Below are 25,637 nucleotides of genomic sequence, written 5' to 3'. Positions count from 1 at the left end.
AATGTATTTCCTTAAGTCTGCTAAATTAAGCAGGCTTTTTTTATTCACCTCAAGTTTGCTGTAGCTTCTATTGCATTATCGTATTTCTCGAATCACCTGAGCAATGCCAGAAGAAATGTCAGGCTCTTTTACACTAGATACGTTGAGCTTTAGAATTCTCTCTTTTTTCGCAAAATAGGGAAGGTAACCGCTATTCGCCATCTCCACTCGAATGAACTTTTTTTGCAGCCTTTTGATTATCTGCTCTGCTCTAAAGTTATCCTCCAATTTCAGATACGTATGCACGCCTAGCTGACTGGCAGGAACATAGGAATAATGCTGTTCAGACGCTGCATTTTCCTCCCTCATAATCGAATCATGGAGAAGCATGGATCTTTTTCCGTAGCAGGAACGCATCTTTTTTCGGTGGCGCTCGAACATTCCACTTTTCAAATACAACTCCAAGGCAGCTTGAGACAGCATAGAACTATCTATATCCATCAGTCTTTTGAATCGGTTAAAGGACTCACAGAGCACCTCAGGAAGTACAGCCACACCAACGCGCAGACCTGGGAATATAATCTTGGAGAAGCTTTTTAAATAGATAACGTGTGATGTATTGTCATAGGCATAAATCGGATCTTGCTTCGTATCCTGCTCCAGATCTGCCATGTAGTCATCCTCAACGATATACACATCGTATTTAGCTGCAAGCTGGGCAATCGCCTTCTTCTGGTTGCGGGTATAGGAAACGCCAAGCGGATTATGAAACCGTGGTACGGTATAGAAGAACTTGAACTGGCCCGTCTTAAATAACCGCTCTAATTCATTCAAATCCACCCCGTCATCCGAACGCTGTATCCCCTCTGTCTCAATGTCGTACGTCTTCAAATACTCCATAAACAGTGGGTAACTCGGCTGTTCAATCAACACACGCTCCCTGCCATTCGGAAAAGGAATACGGGTTAAGAGTCCAAGTGCTTGCTGCACACCAGAGGTGATGAAAATCTGTTTGGAATCAGCAAATACCTGATATGAGGCCAGTTGCCGCTGCATTTCACGGATCAGAGACGGCAGCCCTTGCGGCGTTCCATAGATAAACAAATCCTTACGGTACATATCGATCGCCTTATTAATACAATGTTGAAAATCTAGATACGGAAAAATATCCGGGTCCGGTGCAGATGCTGTAAAATCAATCCAGTGCGCGCCCTCTTCTTTTCGCTCCCCACTGCGTTTCATGACATAATATCCACTCTTTGACGCGGCATAGATTAGATGTTTGTCCTGAAGGTCTTGGAGTGCTCGAATAACCGTGCTCTTATTGCAATCATAACGTAGCGCTAGCTCTCGAATAGAAGGTAACTTGTCGCCCTCACGATATGTATCTTCAGCGATTTGTAATTCCAGATCGTTGATTAACTCCGAATACTTATATATGCCCTTCACCTACCTCCGAGTCTATTTTGTACCGGTACAGATGAACAATAATTACATTGTAGCATAGCTGTTCTAGCCTTAGAATAAAGAGCATAACAGGACCGGTCCTAAATGCGCGCAACACTTTGGAGGTCTTATAGATGAATACATCTTCTACTCAAAAAGCGATAGTAGCTGCTGTCTTGAATGCTATTATTGTCGGGTTTTCTTTTATATTTGTAAAAATGGCTTTAACCGTCTCGGACCCATTCGATACGTTAGCTCACCGCTTCACGTTATCTTTCCTTGCCGCTTCATTATTTACTTTTCCAGGATGGGGGCGGGTGAAGTTTGGTATTTCCAAGGCAGCAGTGGTAATCCCACTTGCTCTACTATACCCATCGTTGTACTTTACACTTCAAGCCTTTGGACTTCTGCATACAACATCTGCTGTAGCGGGTATTATTCAGGCGACCATGCCCATCTTTACCATCATTTTAGCAGCGATGTTCTTGAAAGAAACTACAAGCGGATTCCAGAAGATCTCCACCTTAATCTCGGTTGCAGGCATCATTCTTATCTTTGCCATTCCGGGCGTGAGTATTTCTTCCTCTAGTCTGTGGGGCGTCTTACTCATCCTAATCTCAGCTCTATCCCTTGCCGGCTATAATGTTGCGGCCCGAAAGCTGACACGAACTTGGAGTCCTAAAGAGCTCACTTATATGATTACTTTATTTGGATTTATATTTTTTAATGGATTGTCGATCATTAAACATGGCTCAGCAGGAACCTTGAATCAATATTTCACACCTTTTCAGGAGCCAAAATTCATATTCTCCATGATTTATCTCGGTGTGCTATCTTCCCTCGTGACCTCCTTCCTCTCCAACTATGCTTTATCCCGAATGGAGGCTTCACGCGTGAGTATCTTCGGCAGTCTTTCGACGGTTGTCTCTATTCTTGGCGGTGTACTCCTGCTGAATGAACAGCTGGAATGGTATCATTGGACCGGCACGGTGATGATCATTGCCGGGGTGATCGGAGTGAATTGGCGGAAAAGGGCAAGGGTTCAATCAAAAAGCGAGATTGGGTTGGACTAGATACATTTACGTAACAAAAAGACACCCCTCGAGGTGTCTTTTTGCTTTTACCTTTTCATTCTCTCTATTCTGTATCAAGCTGCGGTTATCACTGTTACTTCGACGTTTCTAACGCCTTGATTTTCTCTTTATATTGATCCAATAGTTTAGTTAAAGCTTCCTTAATCACAGTGGAATCTTTGGTTTTAGCCGCGCTATTCAGATCCTCTTGGGCTTTGAAGAAGGCTTTATCAGCCTCACTAAGTTCTTGAATTGAAATCGTAGCTCCAGTCGCTTCTACAGCCGCAATTGCCGCTACACCTTTAATTGAAGTAGAGACAACACTCTCCATCTTCTGAGCTTCAGGTAATTGGATATCAACGCTGCGACCCGCTTCAATGTAACTCACGGGCAGAGCTTCAGCTGATCCAATCTCTTTCGATAATTGAACTCCCTCCGCCTGCTCAGAAGGTACAAGCTCAGAAACTGCGGTAATACTAAATCCAGCAGCCTTATAATATTGATCCAAAGTCTTCTTCCAGTCTTCCAGAGTATTAGGTGCGTATGTTTTAGCCAGTTCCAGGGGATCTACCCAATCAAAGCTTATTAAGCTTGCAGAAAGTGATCCACTATTTGCTGGAGTAACCACGGCTGCTGCTGTTGTCTTCGCACTTTGATCGTTTGCTCCACTAGCTGCGTTCACTGCAGTCGGTGCGACAACTGCGGACACTAGTAGGGCGGACAACGCTAACTTTTTAAATATCATCTGTTGATTCATAAATACAACACTCCTCGTCGATTTGAATGATCTTACAAGTCCAAGCTTACAAAATGGGTGTGGCATAACATTGGTTAATTTGTGGAAAAACGATGGCAGACCCCTATACCCACCTATGGATTGATATAATTGCAGAAGAATACTCTGGAGGTAACGAAATGAATACCAACTATCTCATTGCCGTAGTAGACGATGATCAGCATATACGTAATCTTGTAGAAGCCTATTTACAAAAAGAAAATTACCGCACGATCGGCCTTGGCAGCGCTGAGGAAGCATGGACCTTATGGCAGACAAGCCCACCCGATATGTGGGTGCTCGACGTAATGTTGCCTGGCATGGACGGGTACGAGTTTTGTCGGCGGATTCGCAATGAAGCCGAGGTACCGATTATTATGATCTCTGCAAGAGATAATGAAGTGGATAAAATATTAGGCTTAGAGCTTGGCAGTGATGATTATCTGGTCAAGCCATTTAGCCCCCGGGAGCTAGTTGCTCGCATTAAACGCCAGTTACAACGCTGGTATAAAATGAGTAATCCCGTGGAACCCGCAATTAGTACCCCACACCCATCGACGCAAATTGAAGTTAGCCACCTACAGTTATTATTGGAGGAAAGACGTGTGTTTTGGCACGGAAATGAGATTGAACTTACCAGCAAAGAATTCACCCTTCTAAAAGTTTTTGCAGCTTCTCCAAACCGCGCATTTACAAGAGATGAGCTGTTAACCTATGTTTGGGGAGATGACTATTTCGGGAGTGACCGCGCCGTGGACCATTTAATTAAACGAATGCGAAAAAAACTAGACCTGCTCCCGATAGAAGCCGTATGGGGACATGGCTATCGTATGCGTATTGAGGAGGGAATGGAGATCAATGAAGCTAGCACATCAGATTAATATAGCCTTTAGCATCGTATTGGTACTGCTCCTGTCTATTACCGCTGTCGTGATCCACTTTGTACTGCTCAATCATTTTGTCGGTACACAAAAGGCAGAATTGCGAACCATTAGCTCTGCCATGTCAGCCACTATGATTGAGGGAAGCACGTACAAGGGCGACATGGGGACTGAACTCCATGCGTTACCCGTGATCATGCCTTCTACTGTTGGTACTGCAGGCGTCGAGGCCATTCTTAGCGATGAGACAGGAAAAGTATTGTCCACCTCATCGAACATGAGTTCAATCGCGGTAAACTCCAATACGCAGTTTGTCGCAGGTCAAACCTCGGATCTCCAGAACATATGGAATGGAACAGATGCAAGATATATAACGGAAGTGAAGTCCACCCCGATAGGCACGCTAACTCTGCTTACACCTATGAGCGCAGTTACAACGATTGAACAAGCTCTGCTCAAAAGACTTCTAATCGTTTTCGGTGCAGCAGGGGCATTCATGCTCCTATTTGGCCTGTTTATCACGAAAAAGCTAATCCAACCTCTAATGAAGCTGCAGCAAGAGCTGAAAAAGGTAAAGGAACGCCACTTTTCGGATGTTAAGCTAATCAAAGCTGGCGGAGAGATTGGCGCTGTCGCTAAGTCGGTATATGACATGGCTGGCGAATTAAATCGTTTTAACCACGTACAGAAGCAATTTTTCCAGAATGCCTCACATGAATTAAAGACCCCACTAATGTCTATCTCTGGGTATGCTGAAGGGATTAAGGATGGTATCTTCGAGGGGGAAGGGATCGATAAAGGTCTGGATATTATTATGAGTGAGAGTAGTCGTCTGAAGAAGCTCGTTACTGAAATGACCCTGCTTGCGAAGCTGGATAGTGAGGAGGATATATTTAGAACTAGCGAGCTTTCTCTGGACGATTTAGTCGTAGAAACAATTGAACGCATGAACCCCCTTTTGATGAAAAAGGGACTGACCCTACATGTATCCTACGATGACTGCGAGCCACTTACGATCCGTGCCGATAGAGATAAGCTATTGCAGGCGCTGCTTAATGTAGTTTCCAATGCAACTCGTTATGCTAACCAGCATATCTATATTCATGCTTCGGTTAAAGATGATCAGGTTCTGCTCTCCGTTAGTGATGATGGCCCTGGCATATCAGAAGATCTGCTTCCATACCTGTTCCACCGATTTGTAAAAGGAAAAGATGGCGAATCAGGGCTAGGACTAGCCATATCCCGTGCGATCGTTGAGCGCTCAGGAGGTCTGATTTCGGCAGGGAACCGTAAGGATGGCGGTGCAGTGATCACCATGGGATTCCCTACACTCTCCCCTACCTAGACAGTTTCATGTCGAGCGGAACACCAAAAAGCGATCCTCCTGAGTACCTCGAACTCAGTTCTTTCATTGTTAAAGAAGGCGGCAAGGTAGCTATATTGACCATCAAGAGATTTCCTTTAGAGGAGATCTCTTTTTCGTCTTCAAATCTCTTTATCGTTCGTTTAATGGCCTTCGGATTTAGGGTAATAATAAAGCAACATGCTATTTAATGCATAATTTAAAACATCCTGTGTGACCCGGAGGTATTAAAATGAACAAGTTCGACGCTATTATTATTGGTTTCGGTAAAGGCGGAAAGACCCTTGCCACAGAACTAGCTAATCGAAAATGGAAAGTAGCCGTGATTGAACGCTCTAAGAAAATGTACGGTGGAACTTGCATTAACATCGCCTGTATCCCTACGAAATCCTTAGCTTATCAAGCCCATCAAGGGGAAGATTATATAGAAGCAGTCCATAATAAGGATCAGCTTATTTCAAGTCTACGCCAAAAAAATTACGATAATCTAAATCAGAACGAGAATATAGAAGTTATCAATGGTGAAGCTTCCTTCTTATCGGATCACGAAGTCCAAGTAAAGGATGCCGATGAGACGAAAATCTTAACCGCCGATAAAATCTTCATTAATACGGGCGCTGAAACCGTCATTCCTACTATTGATGGGATACAAGATAGTAAGTTCGTATATACCAGCACATCCATTATGGATCTTAAGGAGCTCCCAACTAAACTAGCCATCATTGGTGGTGGTTATATTGGATTGGAATTCGCTTCGATCTACAGTCAATTCGGCTCACAGGTTACGGTGCTGGAGGGTTCCTCGAAATTCATTCCTAAAGAAGACCGCGATGTCGCGGACGCCGTCCTCCAAACCTTTACCAAGAAGAACATTGAGGTCAAACTGAATGCAAAGGTTATAGGAATGAAGGATGTTAAAGATGGAACAGTTATCTCCTTTTCGATAGATGGTGCTATTCAAGAATTGAAAGTCGATGCTGTTCTGGTTGCGACAGGTAGAAAACCAAACATTGAGGGATTAAATTTAGAAGCAGCCGGTGTAGAAGTCACAGATCGGGGCGCTATTAAGGTGGACCCTTCCCTAAAAACCACCGTTCCCCATATATGGGCCCTCGGAGATGTCAAAGGTGGATTACAGTTTACCTACATCTCATTAGATGATTATAGAATTGTAAGAAATGATCTCTTCGGCGATCATTCCCATACCACAAATGACCGTGACGTTGTTCCATACAGTGTATTTATTGATCCCCCACTATCCAGAGTAGGAATAAGTGAAGAAGCAGCCGTCGAACAAGGACTTGAAATTAAAGTCGCTAAGTTGCCTGCAGCAGCTATTCCACGTGCTCGCTTAATTAACGAAACCGAGGGCTTCCTAAAAGCAATTGTGGATGCAAAAACCAATAAAATCCTAGGAGCTACAATGTTCTGTGCGGAATCTAGCGAAGTGATTAATATCGTGAGCATGGCAATACAAACAGGGCAAGTTTTTACCTTTTTGAGAGATCATATCTTTACTCACCCTACAATGAGTGAAGCTTTGAATGATTTGTTCTCACAGATCAAAGAATAATACTACATGCATGGCAAACAAAAAGACACCCACATGGGGTGTCTTTTACTTTTACTATATAACACGATGCTGAACCCACTTCTTACCCATGAAGCGCCGTAGAAATATGAATCCTCTAATTCCCCACTCACAGTTCATAGCTAACCAAACCCCAAGTAGACCGAAATCAAGAACAATACCTAAGATGTATCCGAGTACTACACGGAACAACCACATACTTAACATAGACACCATGGATGTGAACTTGGAATCACCCGCCGCTCTAAGCGCTGACGGTGTTATGAAGCTAACAGACCACAGCGGTATTTGTACGATTGTATTGATAAGTACAATTATGAAAATATCCCTCACAATCTCCGCAGGTGGATGAAACATCGACACTAGCGGATGGAAGAAAGGCATAACTAACAATCCCATCACCACAAAGGAAAGGGAAGATGCTACGAGAAACGATTTAATAAATTTCCGAGCATCCTTAACATTATTGCTTCCCATACATTGTCCGACCACTGTAATAATCGTTAAAGATAGCGCATTGCCCGGAATTTGCATAATCCCCGCAAAGGAAGAGGCGATAGCATTTGTAGCAAGCGCGTAAGTACCGAGACTGACGATAAAGACTTGCGTCAGAATCTTACCACCATTAAAGAACATCTGCTCCGCCGCAAACGGCATACCGATGAACATTATTTTTTTGAGCATGGAGAATTGAACCACCAGTAAGTCACGAATTCGAATATGCAGTTCATTGTCCATCCGGAACAGATAATACAGAGCGCATATCGCGCCCAAATATCGAGCTATATTTATAGAAATGGTCATTCCTAGAACGCCCATATGCAAAAGGTTAATAAATACGAGATTCAAGAGGACGTAAACTAAATTCATAATGAGCGATAGCGCAAGCGAGGCTCTCGTCCTTCCGATTCCCCGAAGAGCACCACACACTGCCTCTACCACAGCTATTCCAAGATAGGAGATACAGCTTCCAATCAAATAGATTCGGGCGTTGTGCATTACCTCGGGTGAAGCTGCTCCAAATAGTAAGTTCAACAGCGGATTATGAAAAAGAATACCAAACATACCAATAACAAAAGCCATAAGGGAAACTGATGAAGTCGCGCCTGCGGTAGCTTTTGATACCATAAGACTATTACCGCTTCCTTTATACTGCGCTACGACAACCGTACCACCTGTTGATACCGCGATAAACACACTAATGAGAAAAAGATTAAGGGAATCAATCATGTTCACCGCACTGATAGCCGCCACACCAGACGAACTGATCATAGCCGTATTCACTAGATTTAGCCCCACTATAAAGGCTTGATCTACCAGAATAGGGATAAATAAAGCAATCATATGGCGATAATCTAACGATTCTCCTGAAAAATATTTTTCAAGAAACCTCACACTTCGCTTCGTATTGACATTTACATTAGGTTCCATCTTCGCTTCACTTCTTTTACATTAGAGTTATCCAAATCTGAAATATCCTTATAAATAGAAAAAGGCTCTTCAGGTTGAAGAGCAATTCAAAAGTACAGCTAATTTATAAGCACTTAGGTATGCGGTCGAGAGGACTCGAACCTCCACGGGGATTAACCCACACGGACCTGAACCGTGCGCGTCTGCCAATTCCGCCACGACCGCACAAAATATAAAAGAATCATGCAGTGCAGAACTAAATTATCATATATTAGCGCAAAGGGCAATACCTAATGTAAAAAGAAAAAGTGTACCGAGTCCCTATTAGGGATCATCGATACACTTTTTAGAAGAACTATCGGATTATGAAGCTTGTTCAAGCATACGGTAGATAATGACTGCCGCTTGAGCGCGGTTAGCTATGCCCTTAGGTGCAAATTTACCACCCTCAACACCGTTAACAATCCCCAATTGGGTCAGTTGTGCTATAGCGTCCTGTGCGTAAGGAGCAATACTGGACTTGTCTGCAAACTTGCCCAGCGCTGCATTCTTATCAATCGGCTGTAGTTTATCTTTCAATGCATTAGCAATCATAATAGCCATTTCTTCACGAGTCACTTCACGACCCGGTTCAAATTTACCATTTCCAGAGCCTTTTACAAGTCCGGCCTTGACCGCAAGGGCGATAGAATCCGTGTACCAAACTCCTTGCTTAACATCGCTGAATGAACTGGTTGTTGCCGAACCCGTCAGATTCAGTGCGCGTACCAGCATAGTAATAAACTCTGCTCTAGTCACTGTTTTAGTTGGCGCAAAAGTATTTGCATCCAATCCTTTTATAATGCCCTTAGCAGCCAATGCTTGAATAGCTTCTTGCGCCCAAGCTACCTTACCCAGATCTTTGAAGCTTGCTGCTGGAGCAGTAGTTGGCGCTGGTGTTGCTGTTGGTGCTGGTGTTGCTGTTGGTTTCACGGTTGGAGTAGGTGTTGGAGTTACAACATTAGAACCTCCATCGCCATTGCCTGATCCCGTATCATCAGCCTTCTCTTTGTTAGTAATACGACCTTCAATTGCCGCCTTGATCTCTTTGCGATCAAACGTCTTCACAATGTAATCGTAGAATACGTCCAAATCAATCGGACCAGCCAGAGAATCACTCGCTTCAGTCAGAACCTTGTAGTTATCTCCACCCGCAGCCATAAAGTTATTCACTACTGCCGTATATTTCTGCATAGGATCAATTGGTGTTCCATTAGTCAAAGTAAGATTCGCAACACGATCCTTTACTGGAAGATACATATTCGCTGTATATTTCAGTCCGGAAATTTGTAACGTCTTGATATCTGGTTTTCCGTCAGCTGTCACATTCCATTGCTGCTGAAGTAATGTTTTGATCTGTGCTCCAGTTAGCGTCAGCTTCACTAGTGTATTACCGAATGGCTGGATTTTAGCGAGATCGCCAAAGGTTACAGGGCCTTTCGGAAGATCTGCACGGATACCACCTGGATTCATAAAGGCAAAATCAGCAGCACCTGCTTTGTCATCGAAGTCAGCAGTACGCATAGCGTCAGCGATCAAATTACCAAGTGCGCTTTCTTTGGTGTAAGCATCGGTACGAGTGATAGTTCCGTCTGTTGTACCCACTGGTTGGGTAAGTTCAGGATGCTTCTCAAGGTAAGCATTTACCAGTGCCACACTTTCCGGATCTGGTGTTACACCATCGTGATTGGTGTACGTTACTACAGCAGACTTGTCCTTCACATCACCCGTTTTAGGATCAATGGTCAGCTTAATATCTTCAAATGCCATACCGTAAGAATACGCTTGTACAATCAGCTTACCGTTTACAGTTCCGTTTGCCAGACCATGGTTGTCACCAGCAACGATAACATCAACCGGAGAATCAGCAGGAAGTGCTCTGGCCAGATCAGCAGCTTCACCTGTAGTAACTCCATTTTTAGTAGTGGCAGGATCATGTGCAAGCACAACAATCGTCTCTACGCCCTCAGATTGGAGCTCCTTCGCATATTTTTCAACAGCCGCTACTTCCTCATCAGGTGTGAGGAAATATACACCTTCTGTGCCGGAAGGTGAAACTTTGCTTGGTGTAGCCTTCGTCACAAGTCCAATAAATCCGATCTTTACACCACCCACTTCTTTGATTACATAAGGTTTAATAATCGGTTCGCGGGTGTCGGCTTTCACCGCGTTTGCATTGACATAGTCAAAATTTGTACCCTTGTGTATAACATTACTGTCCTTAGGGTCTTTTCCGCCGTTCAATTGTGTCATTAATGCATCGACACCTTGGTCAAATTCATGGTTCCCCAATGATCCAACATCAAATCTCATCATGTTCATCCACTCAATCGTTGGCTCATCACGCTCAAGTGAAGATACTGGAGCTGACGCACCAACAGAATCCCCATTATGAAAGAGCAAGGAGTTGTCATATTTAGCCTGTGCTTCATTCAGATAAGTTGCAAGAATTGCAGCTGTTCCCACATTTTTGTCATTCACAACAGAAACTGTATCCAGTTGTCCGTGGAAATCATTGATTCCGAGTAGGTGAACTTCAACATCCTTAGCTGGGAGAGCAAGCTTATAAATACTAAACCCCTTAATATCTTTTTCGCCAGTGTCTTCAATGTTGGCTGGCATAGTAACTTTTGCCGCTTCTGGTGATGAAGTAAAGGTGATATTCACATCTTTTAAAATAGGTGCCAATGACCAGTTACCATCCGCAGAAGGATCAATGGTACCTACTTCTCTGATGTAGTCCATAAGGATCTGACGATTCTCATCCTGAGAATCGACTAGAATCTCTGAACCTTTCACACCGGGAAAGTTCCCTCCACCACTTGCGCGGTAGTTGTTAGTCACAACAATGAAATCTTGGTTCGGATCCAAAGTTTTACCTTTATAAGTAATTTGCTTCACACGACTCGATAAGGCATCATTAATCTCACCAGAAGGAGTGTATTTTGCAGCTTTGGTTACATCAATTGTGTACTTAATGCCATCAATAACATCGAAGTTATATACAGCAAATTTGTCATTAAGCAGGCTTTGTGGTGCTGCACTCTCCACTTTGATGGTATTAAACGCACCCGCACTCATTTCAACCCATTCCTTAACAACAGACCCTTTAACTTTAATAGCTTTCAGCGTGTTGTCATACAGATACAAGTCACTTGCACTGCGAATCGTCAGTGGACCTTTCTCAATACTCGTGTACTCCGAAGGGCCGTTACGTCCAGCCTTGAAAGGAGCACCTACGCTAAGAATCGGAAGATTTTTATACTGTGGAAGGTTAGTGTTAATATACTTCTCCACATACCACTTTTGGGCATTGGTAACGATTTGCACTGTAGGATCGTCCTGAACCATTGCAAAATAACTATTCATCGAAGCAGTAGTAACGCCTAGCTCTTGACCTGTGTAGTCAATAGTTGCCTGGTGGTCTGCTGCAACAGCAGCATCTATAGCAGGATCTGGTTTTGTATCGGCTATGGAACGGGTCGAGGCTTTAGAGTTTTCTTTGTCGACTTTCCATTTGCCGTTCTCCTTCACTAGGTTAAGATCAATCAGCCCCAGATAACCTCCACCATAACCTGCTTGCACAGCTGGAGTACTATTAATGTGGCCGTAGACATTATCAACAACAGATTGAGCGCTATTATACGGCAGTCCCGTTAGTGGGTCCTTGAAAGAAGCATCGAGGGATTTATTATCACTTGTCGGGAACACTTTGTGGGTGTGTGAGAAGGTAATCGCATCGATGCCGTCAACTTTACTTAAAAGATTAATAGCATTTTCTGCATCAGTACCTGCAACTGCAGTTGCATCGAAGCCGGTATGTGCCATTGCTACGATTACATCGACATTCTCACTCTTCAGGATAGGAACAAATTTCGCTGCAGTTTCTGCAATGTCCTTGACGATGACATGACCTTCTAGATTAACCTTGTCCCATTCCATAATCTGAGGGGTTACAAGGCCAAGCACGCCGACCCTAATTTTCTGAGGTTGGTTATCGCTATCCATAATAGTCTTGTCGATAATGACATAAGGTTCAAAAGCATTTACGTCATTGTCTGGGTTACCATCTTTATCATCAATATATATATTGGCATTTACATAGGGGAAGTCGGCACCACTCAATGGATTATTAGCACTGCCCTTAATAGTACGTTTCAAGAAATCCAGCCCATAGTTGAATTCATGATTACCAAAAGTCGCAACATCATATTCCATAATATTCATAGCCGCAATCATAGGGTGTAGCTTGGTCTTTGATTCCATAAGGTTACTTTCGTTCGCAATGTAAGTCCCCAATGGTGTACCTTGAATCAGATCCCCGTTGTCGAGCAGAAGATTATTAAGAGGATATTCGCTTCTAGCATAAGTAACCAACGTAGCTGTCCGATCGAGTCCTACAGTTGTAGAGGCTGCATTCTTAAAATAGTCCCAGCCGTAGACATTGGTGTGTACGTCCGTGGTGCTCATCAACCGGAGTTTGGCTGTGGCATCGGATGCGGCTTCGGCTTTATCCGGACTCCAAACCGTACCCAAAACGACTCCACCTAGTACCTGTGCTGAAAGCACTGCAGTTGCTAGTACAGAAGCGAGAGGCTTGTTCCATCGTGTCTTCCATCCCATAAAGATTTATTCCCCCTAGTAGTTTTTACATAATTTCGGTGATATTATATCACACAAACATGACGAAAAAGTATAGGATTGTAAAATTAATATATATTCGTGTCAAATATATTAACGTGTGAAGAAAGACCTAGGTCACATTGTTATTTTATTAGATCAAGAGTCTCTAGACATATAAAAAAAACACACCTTATATAGGTGCGTCCCAAGAAAGCGCATACATAAAATCAAAACACGTCGAATCTTTATCTGATAATAACTCTCTCAAGACCCACTCATGATGGCAGTAAACCCAAAACAAATTGCCGTGATTAAAGACAAAGGTGTCATCACAAGTCTTTCTTTTCTACTCTTCGATAATATATTCATTACGGTATTGAGAATTAGATAGACTGTAAAAAAGTAACATACGCCTCTATCAAAAGGTAATCCAATAGAAATCACGTTGCCTGCCTGCAACAAGTACAAGATTGCAATCAGTTGTATAACAACTGAGATCGCACACGCAATCCTCATCTGTAAGGGCATGATTCTATGTTTGCCACCCATTGCAAATTCACCATAAGGTAATCCTAAAGACAGTAATATGTAAAGAATCGCCGCTCCCGCAAAAGTAATACTCCCAATCCATGCAGATAACATCCTTCCACCCCCTTCACTAATTGGTATTCGAATCGTATAAGCGGAAGAACACCTTTATAAATGCAATGGACTTTCACGAGAGATACTTAGGACTATAGCGTTGTTCATTCATTCGATCTATCAGCTTCTGTTGCTTTGACTATAATAAGAGACCTTTGAGATCAATATTTGTGTATAAATTTTTCTCATCCATTTTTTTGGACTTTCTTTTCATATTAATGATGAACCCGCACAAGCAACACCGGAATATCTGAGTAATATATAATTAAATAGACCAATGAGGTGATCCACAAATGTCAAACAGAGCAAAAATTCGCAAGCGAGCTGAACAGCTCAAGGGTAGACCTGTGTGCGTTACGCTTCATGATGGACGTACGTATGTAGGATGGATAACTGGCCTCGATAAGGATGGATTGACCCTCTCCAAACCACGTAAAAATAAAAATAAAAACAAAAAATCAAAAAAACACTCTTCTTCCCGCTCCCGGAAAGCGAACGTATCAGGACTCATGCCGTTATTCGGCTCACTTTTTGGAATGGGAGGAGGAGCTGCAGGGGCTACCGAGGCTGCAAGTTCAGGCGCTTCAGGATTCGGTGGAATTATGGGCTTCGTAGGGATGATCCAAAGAACAATGCCAGTTGTGAAAATGGGCTACAATATGATTAAATCTATTTCTCCATTCTTGAATGGACTGAAGGGTTTAATGGGATAGTCAAAAGACACCCCTCAAGGTGTCTTTTTATTTTTCCTCATGAACTTATCAGTTTCTTCAACAGTCTCCCCGCAGATTTTACTCGTGGGCGCTTTAAATGCTCCTGTACATAGCGATAGTCCGTTAATTCAACACTAGCATCACGAATCGCATAGGTAAAATCATCATCAAAGGGTAGACGGTATTCCCAGACTCGCTTCTCCCAATGTGGTATATTTGCAAGCATCCACGGATCGTCGATTCCGGGATGAATATAGGTTTCACTAACACCATCAGGTAGCGAATACATCTTGGCAATAATGGATTGTTTGAAACGATCGTACGTCTCACCCTCTTCCACACCAAAAGGATGCGACAACAAGTAATCAGGAATCGGGACTCCAAGTGTATCGGCCAGCCCGGATCCAAGTGCAACAGGACGTTCAATATTTTTCAGCGATCCCAGAAGAGGATCCTCTGGATGGATGTATCGAAAGAACCGTGATGGCAATCCCCAGCGCGAAATTCTCCACAACGTCTGCGGGAGCAAGCTACGTCCCGTTTCCATGCCATATAAACTTCCCATATGGTTGTCTACATGACTAATCACTATTCCCGATTTTTTCACTCTCTCATACTGCGCAACAATCTCCTTCAGCACAGCTTTTGTCTGCGCCCCCTGCTCAAACTCTTTTACCGTCTTATATTGATGCCCGCCATCGTCATGTAGTGAAGAGTCCCCCGTCAGGCTGCTCCAGCGTAAAGCCTCAAACTCACTAGTCATCGTCAAATGAAGGCCCACATTTTGTTGTTGCCTACGGCTACACCATCTAGCTGCCTCCTCGAATCCAGGGGCCACCGCCATGATCGTCGCTGAAGATACTTTTCCCTCTTCTAATAGATGCATAATCGCCTGATTCATGGCAGGACTTTGCCCAAAATCATCACAATTGATGATTAATTTTCTGATCATAGTCAGCATCACCTCTCAATTGCCCCGTAAATGTAAATTTAATAGTAAAAGATATGACAACAGATATCGCTAGCAGACATAACGGCACCACGCTTATTAAATACCGGAACGTTGCTTCTGGATCAGACCCTGGGTCATCGCCACCCTTGTAACCAAAGATCATCCCTACAATGAAAAAAGCCAGCGCCGAGATTAATCCGCTCGAGCGAGTGATGAATCCACTTACCGCGGTATAGATGCCTTCTCTTCTCAGACCTGTCTTCTCCGCATCCTCATCAATAATTTTGCCACCTACGATTGCCGGGGTTACTAGAAATCCTGCTAGTCCGAAACCGACAACAATGCCAGCGGCCACACCACTTACAAGATCATACCCGAACCATAGCGGAATGACAGATAAAGCATATAGGATAAGCGATAGCCGCCATGCCTTGACCCCATCCATCTTACGAATAATCCAATACCACACGAACACTAATGGAATGACCGAGACAAAGACAGCCGCGAGCATAATAGATACCTGTGCTTCTGAAATATGTAGAACATATTTTGCATAAAAGGGAATCATCGAGCTTATAAGTCCATTAACCGTTTGGGCAAAAGAGTTCGAAATATTAAACACCCAGAACTTCTTATTCCGAATCGTTTCCCGAAAAGCCGGGATGAGCTTCAACGGTTCAGTCTTAGTGGTCTCTTTCTTCTCTTGGACATTCATCATACATAAAAACATAAACACGCCGAAGACACAGGCATACACAATAGCCATATTAGAGAAGTTAATTGCTGCGAAAAGTTTTGGCGTTAGAGCCGTACCGATTAACAGAGCAACCACTTGATACCCTTGCTGAATCACCGAGGCTTTTGCCCGAATACGATCTCCACGGAACAGCTCCGGAAGCAGTGCGCCATAGTTCACCCACAAGACCGTAGCGACAGCCTCATAGAAAATAAGTGTCACTAGAAACCAAGTGAAGAGTCCATTCTCGGATAAACCGCCAGGAGGAGAGAACACCAGCACAAACGCCAGCATAAATAACGGAATCGAGCCGAACACCCAGGGTCTACGCCGACCATAGCGGGTATTTGTGCGGTCTGACCAGTATCCAAACAGCGGATTATTCACCGCATCCCAGATCAGAAAGATTGTTCTGGCCAGTGTAGCAAGTCCAATGCCCAAGCCCAATTTCTCCACATAAAAATAACTGTAAAAAGAACTAAAAGCCTGACTGGGAACCATCATCGCAAACATCCCTAATGCAAAGGTGTACGGCGAGTTCATCCATTTATGCTTCACTCACATACCTCCCATATAGTAATCATCTAGTTGTAATATATTACCACATATACTGGAAGTTTAGTGACAAATTTGCTCCAATCTAATGCGTTTCCTCATCATAAAGGAGGGATAACCGCGGATGTTTACACAGTTCAAAAAAGTGCTGAGTAGTATAAACTACCAAGCACTTTGCTTCTTCCACTATAAAACGTCTTTCAGCTTTTTCCGACTCTGAATATCCAAAGTGGAATAATCACGAATTTCGCATCTTTTTCCGTTGACGTCAGTAAGAATGATGCGGTAAAGACTCGGGTATTGCATATGCTCATGCAGGTTACGCATAACGATACGGGTCTGCCCCAGATTCGTTTGTAGCTCCCAAATCCACATATCTGCCTTCTGTTTGATGGAATCAATTCGGGTCACAACGGGAAGAAAGTATCGCAGCTGCAATTCTTTGTCCACTTCCCCCCGACTTTCCTCATCCAGCTGATCAATGTCACGAATGACACCAATCTCCTCACTCTTAGAATTTCTCACAGAAATATACTGGGTGTTGTATTGAAAAGGAAATATACGAAAAAGGATTAGTTCTTCATAAACCTTACCTTCTATTACCCCTTGAAACACCCCACCTTGACTACGGCTAAAGGAAATCAGACCCGGTTCAAAAATGTTAATTTCATAGGGATCTTTATCTTTATCTTGAGCTTTCAATTCATCACTGACGCTGATTGGATCACTCATGCACTTCTACCCCCTTGATCTGGGACATTTCTTTCTGTGCCTCGACCAGTTTGAAGTAAGCCCCTTCTACTGCTAGCAATTCTTCATGCGTACCCACCTCAATAATCTTACCGCGTTCCAGCACGACGAGCCGATTGGCATTTCTTAAAGTGGACAGTCGATGAGCAATGGCGAATGTCGTTCTACCTTTGACCAGACGCGAGATCGCTTCTTGGATTTGCCGCTCAGTCACTGTATCCACAGAAGCCGTTGCTTCGTCCAGAATTAGAATCCGCGGATCGTGAATTATTGCTCGGGCAATAGACACTCGCTGCTTCTCCCCTCCGGATAACTTATGCCCACGTTCTCCTACCCTTGTGTCATAGCCATCAGGTAGCTGAACGATGAAGTCATGTGCATTGGCAATTTTAGCAGCACGCATAATTTCCAGCTCTGTAGCGTCCGGTTTAGAATAAGCGATATTCTCAGCAATCGTGCCGTCGAACAGGAATGTCTCCTGCAGCACTACACCGATCTGACTCCGAAGGTCAGACTGGCTAATATTTCGGATACCCACCCCATCGATGGTGATGGTACCCTCATCTGTGTCATAGAATCGGCAAATCATGTTGATGAAGGTCGACTTCCCAGCACCTGAATGTCCGACCAGACCAATCATCTCTCCTGCACCTACTTTTAAATCCACGTTCTTGAGCACAGGGTGATGCTTTTCGTATCCATAAGTGACCTGTTTAAACTCTACCTCACCATTAACACGACCAATATCAGCTGGGTTCGTAGTGTCAGGCACATCGGATGGTGTATCCATAATTTCGAAAACTCGATCTGCAGCTGAAATCGCATGACTGGCCCAATTGATCATTTGACTTACCCACTGCAAAGGTCCGAGGAGCATCCCGAGGTAAGTCACCAAAGCGATTAGTGTACCAATAGATAATTGCCCATCAAGCACCGTTCTGCCGCCATAATACCAAATTAATAGCGTACCTACGCCAGCAACTAACGCAAAGGCGGGAAACATTCCCTGCCACAAGCCTTCAATCCGGATATTGTGCCGCACCAATTCCTTATTAGCGAAAGTATAACGTGACATTTCCGTAGTTTCCTGACCAAATGCTTTAACCACACGAATCCCCTGCAAAGAATCGCCAACCAGAGCGTTTAGTCTAAAAATAGATCTCCACTGCTGGTACCACCGTCTGCCAATCATCGGCCATAATACAGTCGATAGTACTACCATAAGCGGCATAGGTAGCATGGCTAGCAGTGTTAGCTTCCAATCCATACTAAACATAATGGCGAAGATTGCGATCACCCTTAATGATTCACCTGAGACCCATATTACGCCATCTGTCATGAATTGCCGCATCGCCTCAGAGTCATTATTTACCCGTCCAATGAATTGCGAAGACTGTCTTCGATCGAAGAAAGATAACGACAATTTCATCAAGGAATGATACACATCATGACGCAGATCACCCATAATTTTTGAGCCAATCCATACCCCGATAAGTCCACGTACAGTCTGCATTAGAGTAACCACCAGAGAGGTGGCTGCAAGCCCAATTACAATCCATAGCAACGTTGAACCCATGTCCTTTTTTGTTAGCACGTTATCTACAATCATTTTCGTCAAAAAAGGTGGAACAAGCTCTATCAATGTAGTGAAAATCAGCATAATCGCTGCTGCGATCATTTGGATTTTATACGGCTTAGCGTAACCTAACATTCGAAATAGAACCTTGCCGTTACTTTTACACACCGGACAGGTCTGAGAATCTTCAGGTAGCGGATTGCGGCATTTCGGACAATGTCTTGGAAATTCTTTTTCAGAAGCCGTTGGCCGCTCCTCCCCTTTAGCTACAGCAGCAATTAATTTAGACGCATATCCAAATATAGAGGTAAGCGATGCGGTATAACGTATAAGAATGATTGGACCCTCTTTAGTATCTACAAGTAACGAACCGCCTCCTACCCCACCTACTACTCGAGCATCGGTTATGCTCGAAACAAAAAACTTCGAAACCATTCTCCCGTCCGTTCCCCAAACGGACACTTCCTTCTCTGTCAATACAAGCCATTGCTCACCGAACTGTCCATCTTTCATTAAATCAGATCCAAAGTGGAATAACGGTTGTTCCGTAAGCTGCATTTCTATAGACTTGGGAAGTTTATCAACATATGGCATTCTTTTTCTCCCCTTTCTTTACCCACCTATTTACTCACATATATTTACAGTGGTAAAGATGAAAGAATGACTATAATTATTTTGTATAGTTACTTGAACAACCCAAAAAAGACACCCTTAAGGGTGTCCTTTTCATTATTTTCTATGATACTGGCTATGTCCTAAAAACAAATCCCGATGGATTTATTTTTATGTATAACGGGTCAGCAAATGCTCCTGCGCTAATTTCATATCTTATTAATTAACCAAATAGATCGGATTCTAGAAATCTGTTCGTTATTTTCGACGACGAATGTTCATGCGATTATACATCACTAAACCGGCGATGACCATGCCCAGCGTACCTATACTACTCGCTACTTCAGTCTGCATACCAAACAAAATACATACGTTAGTCACCAGGCTTCTCGTAAGCAACGCGACAATAATTAGCATGATCGGACGCCAAAAGTTATATCTTCTCATTTCAGTAACACTCCTAACCCATTTTTCTTAAGCGCTTAACCTTATTTATCTATATGTATTATAGCATAAGTAAGTAACCGCATACATTTTACGTAATCCTAACAATTTTGATCTAATCAGGGCATAATTCAGCGCCTAACCCCCTTGTTCGTTCGACTTTAGGTATAGACTTATCATTTTTTACGGATTATAATAACAAACGAACACCAAAAGACGAACATTAAGGCGGAAATCATGACTGAATATATGCAAATATTCCTAGGCACTTCATTTTCAAGCAAATCACCAAAGGAAATTCAAATTTTAAAAGACCATCTCTACTGCATTAATACAGATGGAATGATAGAAAAGATCGTTTCACCAGAAGAACCCGACTATCAAACTTTACTAGCTACTTATCAAGACCAAGACAACTTCCATCGATTAGCTGAAGGTCAGTATTTTTTGCCTGGCTTTATCGACTTGCATGTTCACGCCCCGCAGTGGGCTCAATCTGGAACTGCATTAGATATTCCACTCTATGATTGGTTAAATACGTACACCTTCCCACTGGAGTCTAAGTTTTCGGACCTGGATTTTGCTAAAAAGGTCTACTCTGATGTGGTTGATACTTTACTCGCGAACGGAACTACTACAGCACTTTATTTTGCAACGGTGCATAAAGAAGCCAGTTTACTATTAGCCCAAATATGTGCGGATAAAGGGCAACGCGGACTCGTTGGAAAAGTGGTAATGGACGACCCTCAAGGAAATCCAGAATACTATCGCGACACTGACACCGACACCGCAATTAAAGATACAGAAGAATTTATACTAGCGGTAAAAGAACTAGCCAAATCTACTAAGCAAGGCATTTATCCAGTAGTGACACCTAGGTTCATTCCTAGCTGTACAAATGAGGCTTTGCAAGGTCTAGGAGACTTAGCCGCCAAATATGATACTCATATTCAATCGCACTGTAGTGAAAGTGATTGGGCACATGGTTATGTACAAGAACGATTCCAGAAGAACGATGCTTTTGCCTTGCATGATTTCGGTCTACTCCGTGATAAATCTGTAATGGCACATTGTAATTTTTTAGAAGAAGAGGATGTAGAGTTATTTGCGGAGACAGGAACGGCTATTGCGCATTGTCCAATATCAAACGCTTATTTTGCCAATAGTGTCATCCCTATCGCTCATTTCCACTCCAAAGGTGTAGAGATTGGTTTAGGGTCTGATATTTCTGGCGGTTTTTCACCTAGCCTCTTCGATAACATAAGACAGGCTGTAATGTCTTCAAGAATGCTAGAGGATGGCGTTAATCCTTCCCTTCCTGCACAAGAGCGTGGATTACTAGGATCACGGATTAAGATTGATGAAGCTTTCTATCTTGCTACTGCTGGCGGTGGTAAAAGTTTAAGCTTACCTATCGGTCGGATACTAGAAGGCTATACATGGGATGTTCAAATTATTGATACGAAATTACCATCGGCTAAATTGCCTATTTTTGATGGGAATGAAGATTTAGAGAACGTGTTTCAAAAGATGATGTATTTAGCTCGACCTGAGAATATCCGTGAAGTCTGGGTACAGGGTGAAAAGGTTCATTCACGTTAAGGATCGATAAAACTAGAAAATATAAGGTGGGCATCTGAGTGGAAACACAAGCAAACGTACAAGATCAAGCGCCATTGAAGTCACAACTATTAACCGTTCTACCCGATGAAAAAGTTTCCTTCGGTAAATCCATCATCCTAGGCTTTCAACATGTATTGGCAATGGACGTTTATGTGGTTCCTTTCCTGATTGCAATGTTAATCGGCTTACAACCGAATCAGTCAAGCGCGTTGATTCAATCTACCTTTATTGCTGCTGGACTTGCAACGATTGTGCAGACTTATTTCTGTATGAAGCTTCCTATCGCGCAAGGTCCATCTTATGTTCCGCTTGGTGCGATTGTCAGTATTTATGCCGCTAGTGGCGGCGGGGAGCTGGGTTGGAGTTCCGTGTTAGGTGCCAGCTTAATCGGTGCGGTTCTAGTTATTATTTTGGGCTATGTGGGGATCTTTAATAAAATCGTTAAGAACTTTATCCCACCCATTGTAGGTGGTACGATCATATTCATAGTTGGTCTTTCTTTATTACCTGTTGCTATAAGAGACAATATCTATGGAGCTTCAGGCGCTTCAATCAATCAGAACGTTTTGTTAGCCCTTATTTCAGCAGGTACACTCCTTTTATTCGTGATTCTCGGTTCTATGTTCCGTAATAAAGGATCGATCTTCAGAATTATTTCCGTCATGATGGCGTTAGTAGTTGGATGTATCTCTGCTAACTTGATGGGTGTGTTAGATTTCTCAGCGATTAGCAAAGCGAACTGGTTTAGCATGCCTCGTATCGCTTTTGTAGATTTCGGATTCTCGTTCAACTTTTCGGCTATTATCACCATGGTTATTATTTATCTCGTACTGCTAGCTGAAACAACAGGTACCTGGTTTGCTGTCAGCAACGTAATCAATAAACCTTTAACAGACGAACATATTAATAAAGGGGTTATCGGTGAGGGGATTGGCTGTCTTATTGCTTCTGCACTCGGTTCAACACCTGTAACAGGCTATTCTACCAATGCGGGCATTATCTCCATCACAGGTGTTGCCTCCCGCCGGGTTTTCCTCGCAGTAGGAGGATGGTTTGTCCTCTTCGGTTGTTCTGGTAAATTAGCTGCTCTGATCTCTTCCATTCCATCCGCTGTAATCGGCGGCGTCTTCGCTATCGTCTGCGGGATCATTGCAATTAATGGTGTACAGGTGATGAAGAACGTAACGATTGGCGAGAAAGAAATGTATATTATCGCAATACCGATGATTATCACGTTAGCTTTGGTACTCATTCCTGGCGACTACTTGCATTCCTTACCTTCATTCGTGCAATATTTATTGGGCTCACCTATCCTAGCGGCTTCATTGGCAGCGATCTTATTGAATAAACTACTGCCAAGTGGAAAATAGAACGTAAAATGCTAGATCTTAAAACGGGCATCAAATGATGTCCGTTTTTTACTTATTTCCTCAGCTTATTGGGTAATGGAATATGCCTAATTGACTCAATGGGATGATACAGTAACATCCATGGACCTGAAAAACGCATAACCCCTTTTATTCTTTGACGATACTCCGGTTTATAACAATGAATAGGGCATTTAGCACAAGCCGTTTTCACTTCCCCGAACTTACAATATGCTAACCTCTTCAGAGCATAATCGTTTAGATCCTGACATTCGTTGCAAAGCCCCTTATGGTGATGTTTTTTCTTACAATATATACGAATCATTTTCGTGACAATATCTTGTTCTTTTTGAATTTTAGGACCTTCATTTAACTGTCGGTTCACCTTTATTGTCATTTATGAGCCCCCTTGTAACTTGTACAATAAGATCTCATCTAATTATAGAGGAAAAGCAGTCCTTCTTTTTTTACATTTCTAAGGATTTTTATCATACTACACACCCGAGGCGTTATTTCGTTATACTCATAATTATTTTAGAAAGGCTGTAACGTTTATAGCTTTTTACGGATATATAAAGTGAGGAGGTGAACGGATGCAGGACAACGAGGAATTATACAGGGAATATTCAACCCAAGTATATAAATTCGTATTTAGTTTTTGTCATAATCACTTACTGGCAGAAGAAATCACCCAAGAAACCTTTTATAGAGCTATAAAGTCCATACACAAATACGATGGAACCTGCAAAGTATATGTATGGCTTTGTCAGATTGCTAAGCATGTGTGGTATCAGGAACTGGACAAGCAGAACAAAAGGAAGACTTGTGAATTAGAAGACCCTCCTTTTTCTAACACAAATTCAACAGAAACTGAATTCATTTTAGCTCAAGACAAAATGGAGTTATTTAAACAGCTTCATTTACTTGATCCAAATACCAAGGAAGTATTGTATCTGCGTTTGACCGGAGAGTTCAGCTTTCGGGAAATTGGCGAAATTCTCGGAAGGGATGAAACCTGGGCAAGAGTTACCTTTTACCGTGGAAAACAAAAATTAATGAAAGGAAGATCTTCATGAAATGCGAGATCATTCAGGATTTATTGCCCTCCTATATCGAAAAGCTAACCTCTTTACATAGCAACGAAGAGATTGAAAAACATCTGCAAACCTGCGAAAGCTGCCTTCAGTCATATCATGAAATGACCGCAACAGCAAATCTAAACGTGCCTATTGTTGATAAAGAAGAAGTTAACAATCTTAATTATTTTAAAAAGGTGAAATCAAAAAACATAAAGGTAATCGTCCTCTCCATCTTATCGGTAATCATACTGGCTGCAGCTCTTATTGGACTTTTTGTGATTGGCTTCCCTGTGTCCTCTAAAGATGTGACCATCGATTATCAGAAGACAAAGACTCATTTGGAGGTTCATCTGACTTTGGAAAACGGCAAGGACTTGGTGTTCTCAGGAAAAACTAAATTTATCCGCGATGAAAATAATAATGTGATCGGTTCCGAAACTAGGTATACCCCTAGAGGCTTGATTCATAATCCCTTTGATGATGTAGGGAAAAAAGTTATGTTGGGGACGGAAATTCAAACCGATCTGGATTTCCCAAATAAATTTATCCTTGAATTCAAAGATAAAACTATGACGTTCATTAATGGCGTTTTGGTGGAGTAAACATTGCCGTTAAAATGAAAAAAGACACCTTTTAAGGTGTCTTTACTGATACTCCATATGGAACTTAGTATCTGTTCATACCTCTATGATGAGCGAAGGACTTGTCTTCTCATCCACATCGTTGCAACCCACTTTTCGCCTTTGATCACTGGCGTACCTGCATGCAAGGTGGACTCGTTTAATTCATGATTATCGTAAAAATATTCGAAGTAGACCGCCATACCTTTGTTAGGACTCACTGTTAAATTAAGCATAGGGAAAGCTGTTTCTCCACCTTCCTCCACATCATTCAAATACATCACGAGCGTACTAATTCGATTATTGCTACTTGCTCGACTCGTTTGAGTGAAGAAATCATGATGGGGTAAATACTCTTGGCCAGGGATATACAGCAGAACTTGCAAGCCATCACCATGCTCGATAGGAATATTCATAATTTGAGAGAATCGTTTCTCGATTCTTGTAACCGTCTCATTCTCCTCACAGAACACACCACTGCTCGTTCTAATCGGATTGACCGCATGGTCTTCACCAATTCTTGAACGTTGCAATCGTTGCCTAGAATATTCAATTAACTCATTACACTCCTCATCGCTAAGCACATTTCCTAACAAGACAACCAACGGTTCCTCATACTTGGCAAGAATTCGAATCTCTCGATCTTCTGTCTTAATCGTATTTCCAGCATGATCAAATATCGTCCGTTCTTTGTCTGTCGCATTCCCTGTCGTATTCCCTATCATCCTTATGCAGCTCCCAAGTTATAACATCCATCGCAAAAAACATACCATAAAATGGTTTTATTT

General features: G+C 42.6%; 21 protein-coding genes, 1 tRNA gene and 1 pseudogene. 10 read left to right on the top strand and 13 right to left on the bottom strand.

All coding sequences use genetic code 11. The features are described from left to right. Positions 1 to 75: 75 nt before the first annotated feature. Positions 76 to 1,419: an aminotransferase-like domain-containing protein gene (locus tag ACFWMP_RS23785; protein WP_379424968.1), complete on the bottom strand. Its 1,344-nt coding sequence runs from the start codon at positions 1,417 to 1,419 to the stop codon at positions 76 to 78. 140 nt (positions 1,420 to 1,559) lie between these two features. Between ACFWMP_RS23785 and ACFWMP_RS23780 the strand changes: the two genes are divergently transcribed. Then, complete coding sequence (locus tag ACFWMP_RS23780) at positions 1,560 to 2,498, top strand: DMT family transporter (RefSeq protein WP_339244316.1); 939 nt, start codon at positions 1,560 to 1,562, stop codon at positions 2,496 to 2,498. Between the two features lie 94 nt (positions 2,499 to 2,592). Here the strand turns inward: ACFWMP_RS23780 and ACFWMP_RS23775 are convergent, their stop codons facing one another. After that, the gene (locus ACFWMP_RS23775; protein WP_379424856.1) at positions 2,593 to 3,255 is read right to left on the bottom strand and encodes a hypothetical protein; all 663 of its coding nucleotides are present in this window, start codon (positions 3,253 to 3,255) and stop codon (positions 2,593 to 2,595) included. A 158-nt stretch (positions 3,256 to 3,413) separates the two neighbouring features. Here ACFWMP_RS23775 and ACFWMP_RS23770 point away from each other — a divergent pair, with 158 nt between their 5' ends. The 3 genes from ACFWMP_RS23770 to ACFWMP_RS23760 all read left to right on the top strand — a co-directional run bounded on the left by ACFWMP_RS23770 (position 3,414) and on the right by ACFWMP_RS23760 (position 7,090). Continuing rightward, positions 3,414 to 4,154, top strand: coding sequence for a response regulator transcription factor (locus ACFWMP_RS23770; protein WP_339244313.1), 741 nt, complete (start codon positions 3,414 to 3,416; stop codon positions 4,152 to 4,154). After that, positions 4,132 to 5,499, top strand: a complete 1,368-nt coding sequence (locus tag ACFWMP_RS23765; protein ID WP_339244312.1) for a sensor histidine kinase — start codon at positions 4,132 to 4,134, stop codon at positions 5,497 to 5,499. Before ACFWMP_RS23770 ends, ACFWMP_RS23765 begins: the two co-directional genes overlap by 23 nt. A 250-nt stretch (positions 5,500 to 5,749) precedes the next feature. Beyond that, a complete protein-coding gene (locus tag ACFWMP_RS23760) occupies positions 5,750 to 7,090 on the top strand; it encodes an FAD-dependent oxidoreductase (protein ID WP_379424855.1) in 1,341 nt (446 codons plus the stop codon). A gap of 54 nt (positions 7,091 to 7,144) precedes the next feature. On the opposite strand, the gene ACFWMP_RS23755 is transcribed toward ACFWMP_RS23760, so the two are convergent. From ACFWMP_RS23755 to ACFWMP_RS23740, 4 genes are all read right to left on the bottom strand, one after another. Continuing rightward, entirely contained in the window at positions 7,145 to 8,539 is a 1,395-nt protein-coding gene (locus ACFWMP_RS23755; protein WP_042184093.1) for an MATE family efflux transporter, read from the bottom strand. A 120-nt stretch (positions 8,540 to 8,659) separates the two neighbouring features. Next, positions 8,660 to 8,743: transfer RNA gene (locus ACFWMP_RS23750), tRNA-Leu, on the bottom strand. Positions 8,744 to 8,881: 138 nt separating this feature from the next. Then, positions 8,882 to 13,180, bottom strand: coding sequence for a bifunctional 2',3'-cyclic-nucleotide 2'-phosphodiesterase/3'-nucleotidase (locus ACFWMP_RS23745; RefSeq protein WP_379424854.1), 4,299 nt, complete (start codon positions 13,178 to 13,180; stop codon positions 8,882 to 8,884). Between the two features lie 264 nt (positions 13,181 to 13,444). After that, positions 13,445 to 13,822 (bottom strand): hypothetical protein, encoded by a 378-nt coding sequence (locus tag ACFWMP_RS23740; RefSeq protein ID WP_042184089.1) that lies wholly within the window; start codon positions 13,820 to 13,822, stop codon positions 13,445 to 13,447. 293 nt (positions 13,823 to 14,115) lie between these two features. Here ACFWMP_RS23740 and ACFWMP_RS23735 point away from each other — a divergent pair, with 293 nt between their 5' ends. Further along, positions 14,116 to 14,535 carry an LSm family protein gene (locus tag ACFWMP_RS23735; protein ID WP_339244304.1) on the top strand — a complete coding sequence of 140 codons (420 nt, stop codon included), beginning with the start codon at positions 14,116 to 14,118 and terminating at the stop codon, positions 14,533 to 14,535. 37 nt (positions 14,536 to 14,572) lie between these two features. Here ACFWMP_RS23735 and ACFWMP_RS23730 read toward each other — a convergent pair whose 3' ends face one another. The 5 genes from ACFWMP_RS23730 to ACFWMP_RS23710 all read right to left on the bottom strand — a co-directional run bounded on the left by ACFWMP_RS23730 (position 14,573) and on the right by ACFWMP_RS23710 (position 20,163). Beyond that, positions 14,573 to 15,487 carry a polysaccharide deacetylase family protein gene (locus ACFWMP_RS23730; RefSeq protein ID WP_379424853.1) on the bottom strand — a complete coding sequence of 305 codons (915 nt, stop codon included), beginning with the start codon at positions 15,485 to 15,487 and terminating at the stop codon, positions 14,573 to 14,575. Continuing rightward, the gene (locus ACFWMP_RS23725; RefSeq protein WP_379424852.1) at positions 15,459 to 16,781 is read right to left on the bottom strand and encodes an MFS transporter; all 1,323 of its coding nucleotides are present in this window, start codon (positions 16,779 to 16,781) and stop codon (positions 15,459 to 15,461) included. The genes ACFWMP_RS23730 and ACFWMP_RS23725 overlap by 29 nt, the downstream gene beginning before the upstream one ends. Positions 16,782 to 16,964: 183 nt before the next feature. Further along, the gene (locus ACFWMP_RS23720; protein WP_339244302.1) at positions 16,965 to 17,510 is read right to left on the bottom strand and encodes a DUF1854 domain-containing protein; all 546 of its coding nucleotides are present in this window, start codon (positions 17,508 to 17,510) and stop codon (positions 16,965 to 16,967) included. Then, a complete protein-coding gene (locus tag ACFWMP_RS23715) occupies positions 17,503 to 19,698 on the bottom strand; it encodes an ABC transporter ATP-binding protein (protein WP_379424851.1) in 2,196 nt (731 codons plus the stop codon). Before ACFWMP_RS23715 ends, ACFWMP_RS23720 begins: the two co-directional genes overlap by 8 nt. 276 nt (positions 19,699 to 19,974) lie before the next feature. Continuing rightward, on the bottom strand, positions 19,975 to 20,163 hold the full coding sequence (locus tag ACFWMP_RS23710) for a hypothetical protein (RefSeq protein WP_042184077.1): 189 nt from the start codon (positions 20,161 to 20,163) through the stop codon (positions 19,975 to 19,977). 234 nt (positions 20,164 to 20,397) lie between these two features. Here ACFWMP_RS23710 and guaD point away from each other — a divergent pair, with 234 nt between their 5' ends. Beyond that, on the top strand, positions 20,398 to 21,762 hold the full coding sequence (guaD, locus tag ACFWMP_RS23705) for a guanine deaminase (protein WP_379424850.1): 1,365 nt from the start codon (positions 20,398 to 20,400) through the stop codon (positions 21,760 to 21,762). Positions 21,763 to 21,800: 38 nt separating this feature from the next. Then, positions 21,801 to 23,153 carry a uracil-xanthine permease family protein gene (locus tag ACFWMP_RS23700; RefSeq protein ID WP_042184073.1) on the top strand — a complete coding sequence of 451 codons (1,353 nt, stop codon included), beginning with the start codon at positions 21,801 to 21,803 and terminating at the stop codon, positions 23,151 to 23,153. A 52-nt stretch (positions 23,154 to 23,205) separates the two neighbouring features. Here ACFWMP_RS23700 and ACFWMP_RS23695 read toward each other — a convergent pair whose 3' ends face one another. Further along, entirely contained in the window at positions 23,206 to 23,547 is a 342-nt protein-coding gene (locus ACFWMP_RS23695) for a nitrous oxide-stimulated promoter family protein (protein WP_076299956.1), read from the bottom strand. A 196-nt stretch (positions 23,548 to 23,743) separates the two neighbouring features. Here ACFWMP_RS23695 and ACFWMP_RS23690 point away from each other — a divergent pair, with 196 nt between their 5' ends. The 3 genes and pseudogenes from ACFWMP_RS23690 (at position 23,744) to ACFWMP_RS23680 (ending at position 24,831) form a co-directional block, all read left to right on the top strand. Next, a complete protein-coding gene (locus ACFWMP_RS23690; protein ID WP_379424849.1) occupies positions 23,744 to 24,226 on the top strand; it encodes an RNA polymerase sigma factor in 483 nt (160 codons plus the stop codon). After that, positions 24,223 to 24,318 (top strand): annotated as a pseudogene (locus ACFWMP_RS23685) (zf-HC2 domain-containing protein); the annotation flags it as partial. The gene ACFWMP_RS23690 and the pseudogene ACFWMP_RS23685, both read left to right, overlap by 4 nt. 30 nt (positions 24,319 to 24,348) lie before the next feature. After that, positions 24,349 to 24,831 carry a hypothetical protein gene (locus tag ACFWMP_RS23680; protein ID WP_341126473.1) on the top strand — a complete coding sequence of 161 codons (483 nt, stop codon included), beginning with the start codon at positions 24,349 to 24,351 and terminating at the stop codon, positions 24,829 to 24,831. Between the two features lie 83 nt (positions 24,832 to 24,914). On the opposite strand, the gene ACFWMP_RS23675 is transcribed toward ACFWMP_RS23680, so the two are convergent. Then, on the bottom strand, positions 24,915 to 25,571 hold the full coding sequence (locus tag ACFWMP_RS23675) for a 2OG-Fe(II) oxygenase (RefSeq protein ID WP_371915751.1): 657 nt from the start codon (positions 25,569 to 25,571) through the stop codon (positions 24,915 to 24,917). Positions 25,572 to 25,637 lie beyond the last annotated feature (66 nt).

Source organism: Paenibacillus sp. NPDC058367 (assembly GCF_042723305.1).
Lineage (GTDB): Bacteria > Bacillota > Bacilli > Paenibacillales > Paenibacillaceae > Paenibacillus_AQ.
This window is presented reverse-complemented; position numbering and strand designations above follow the sequence as displayed.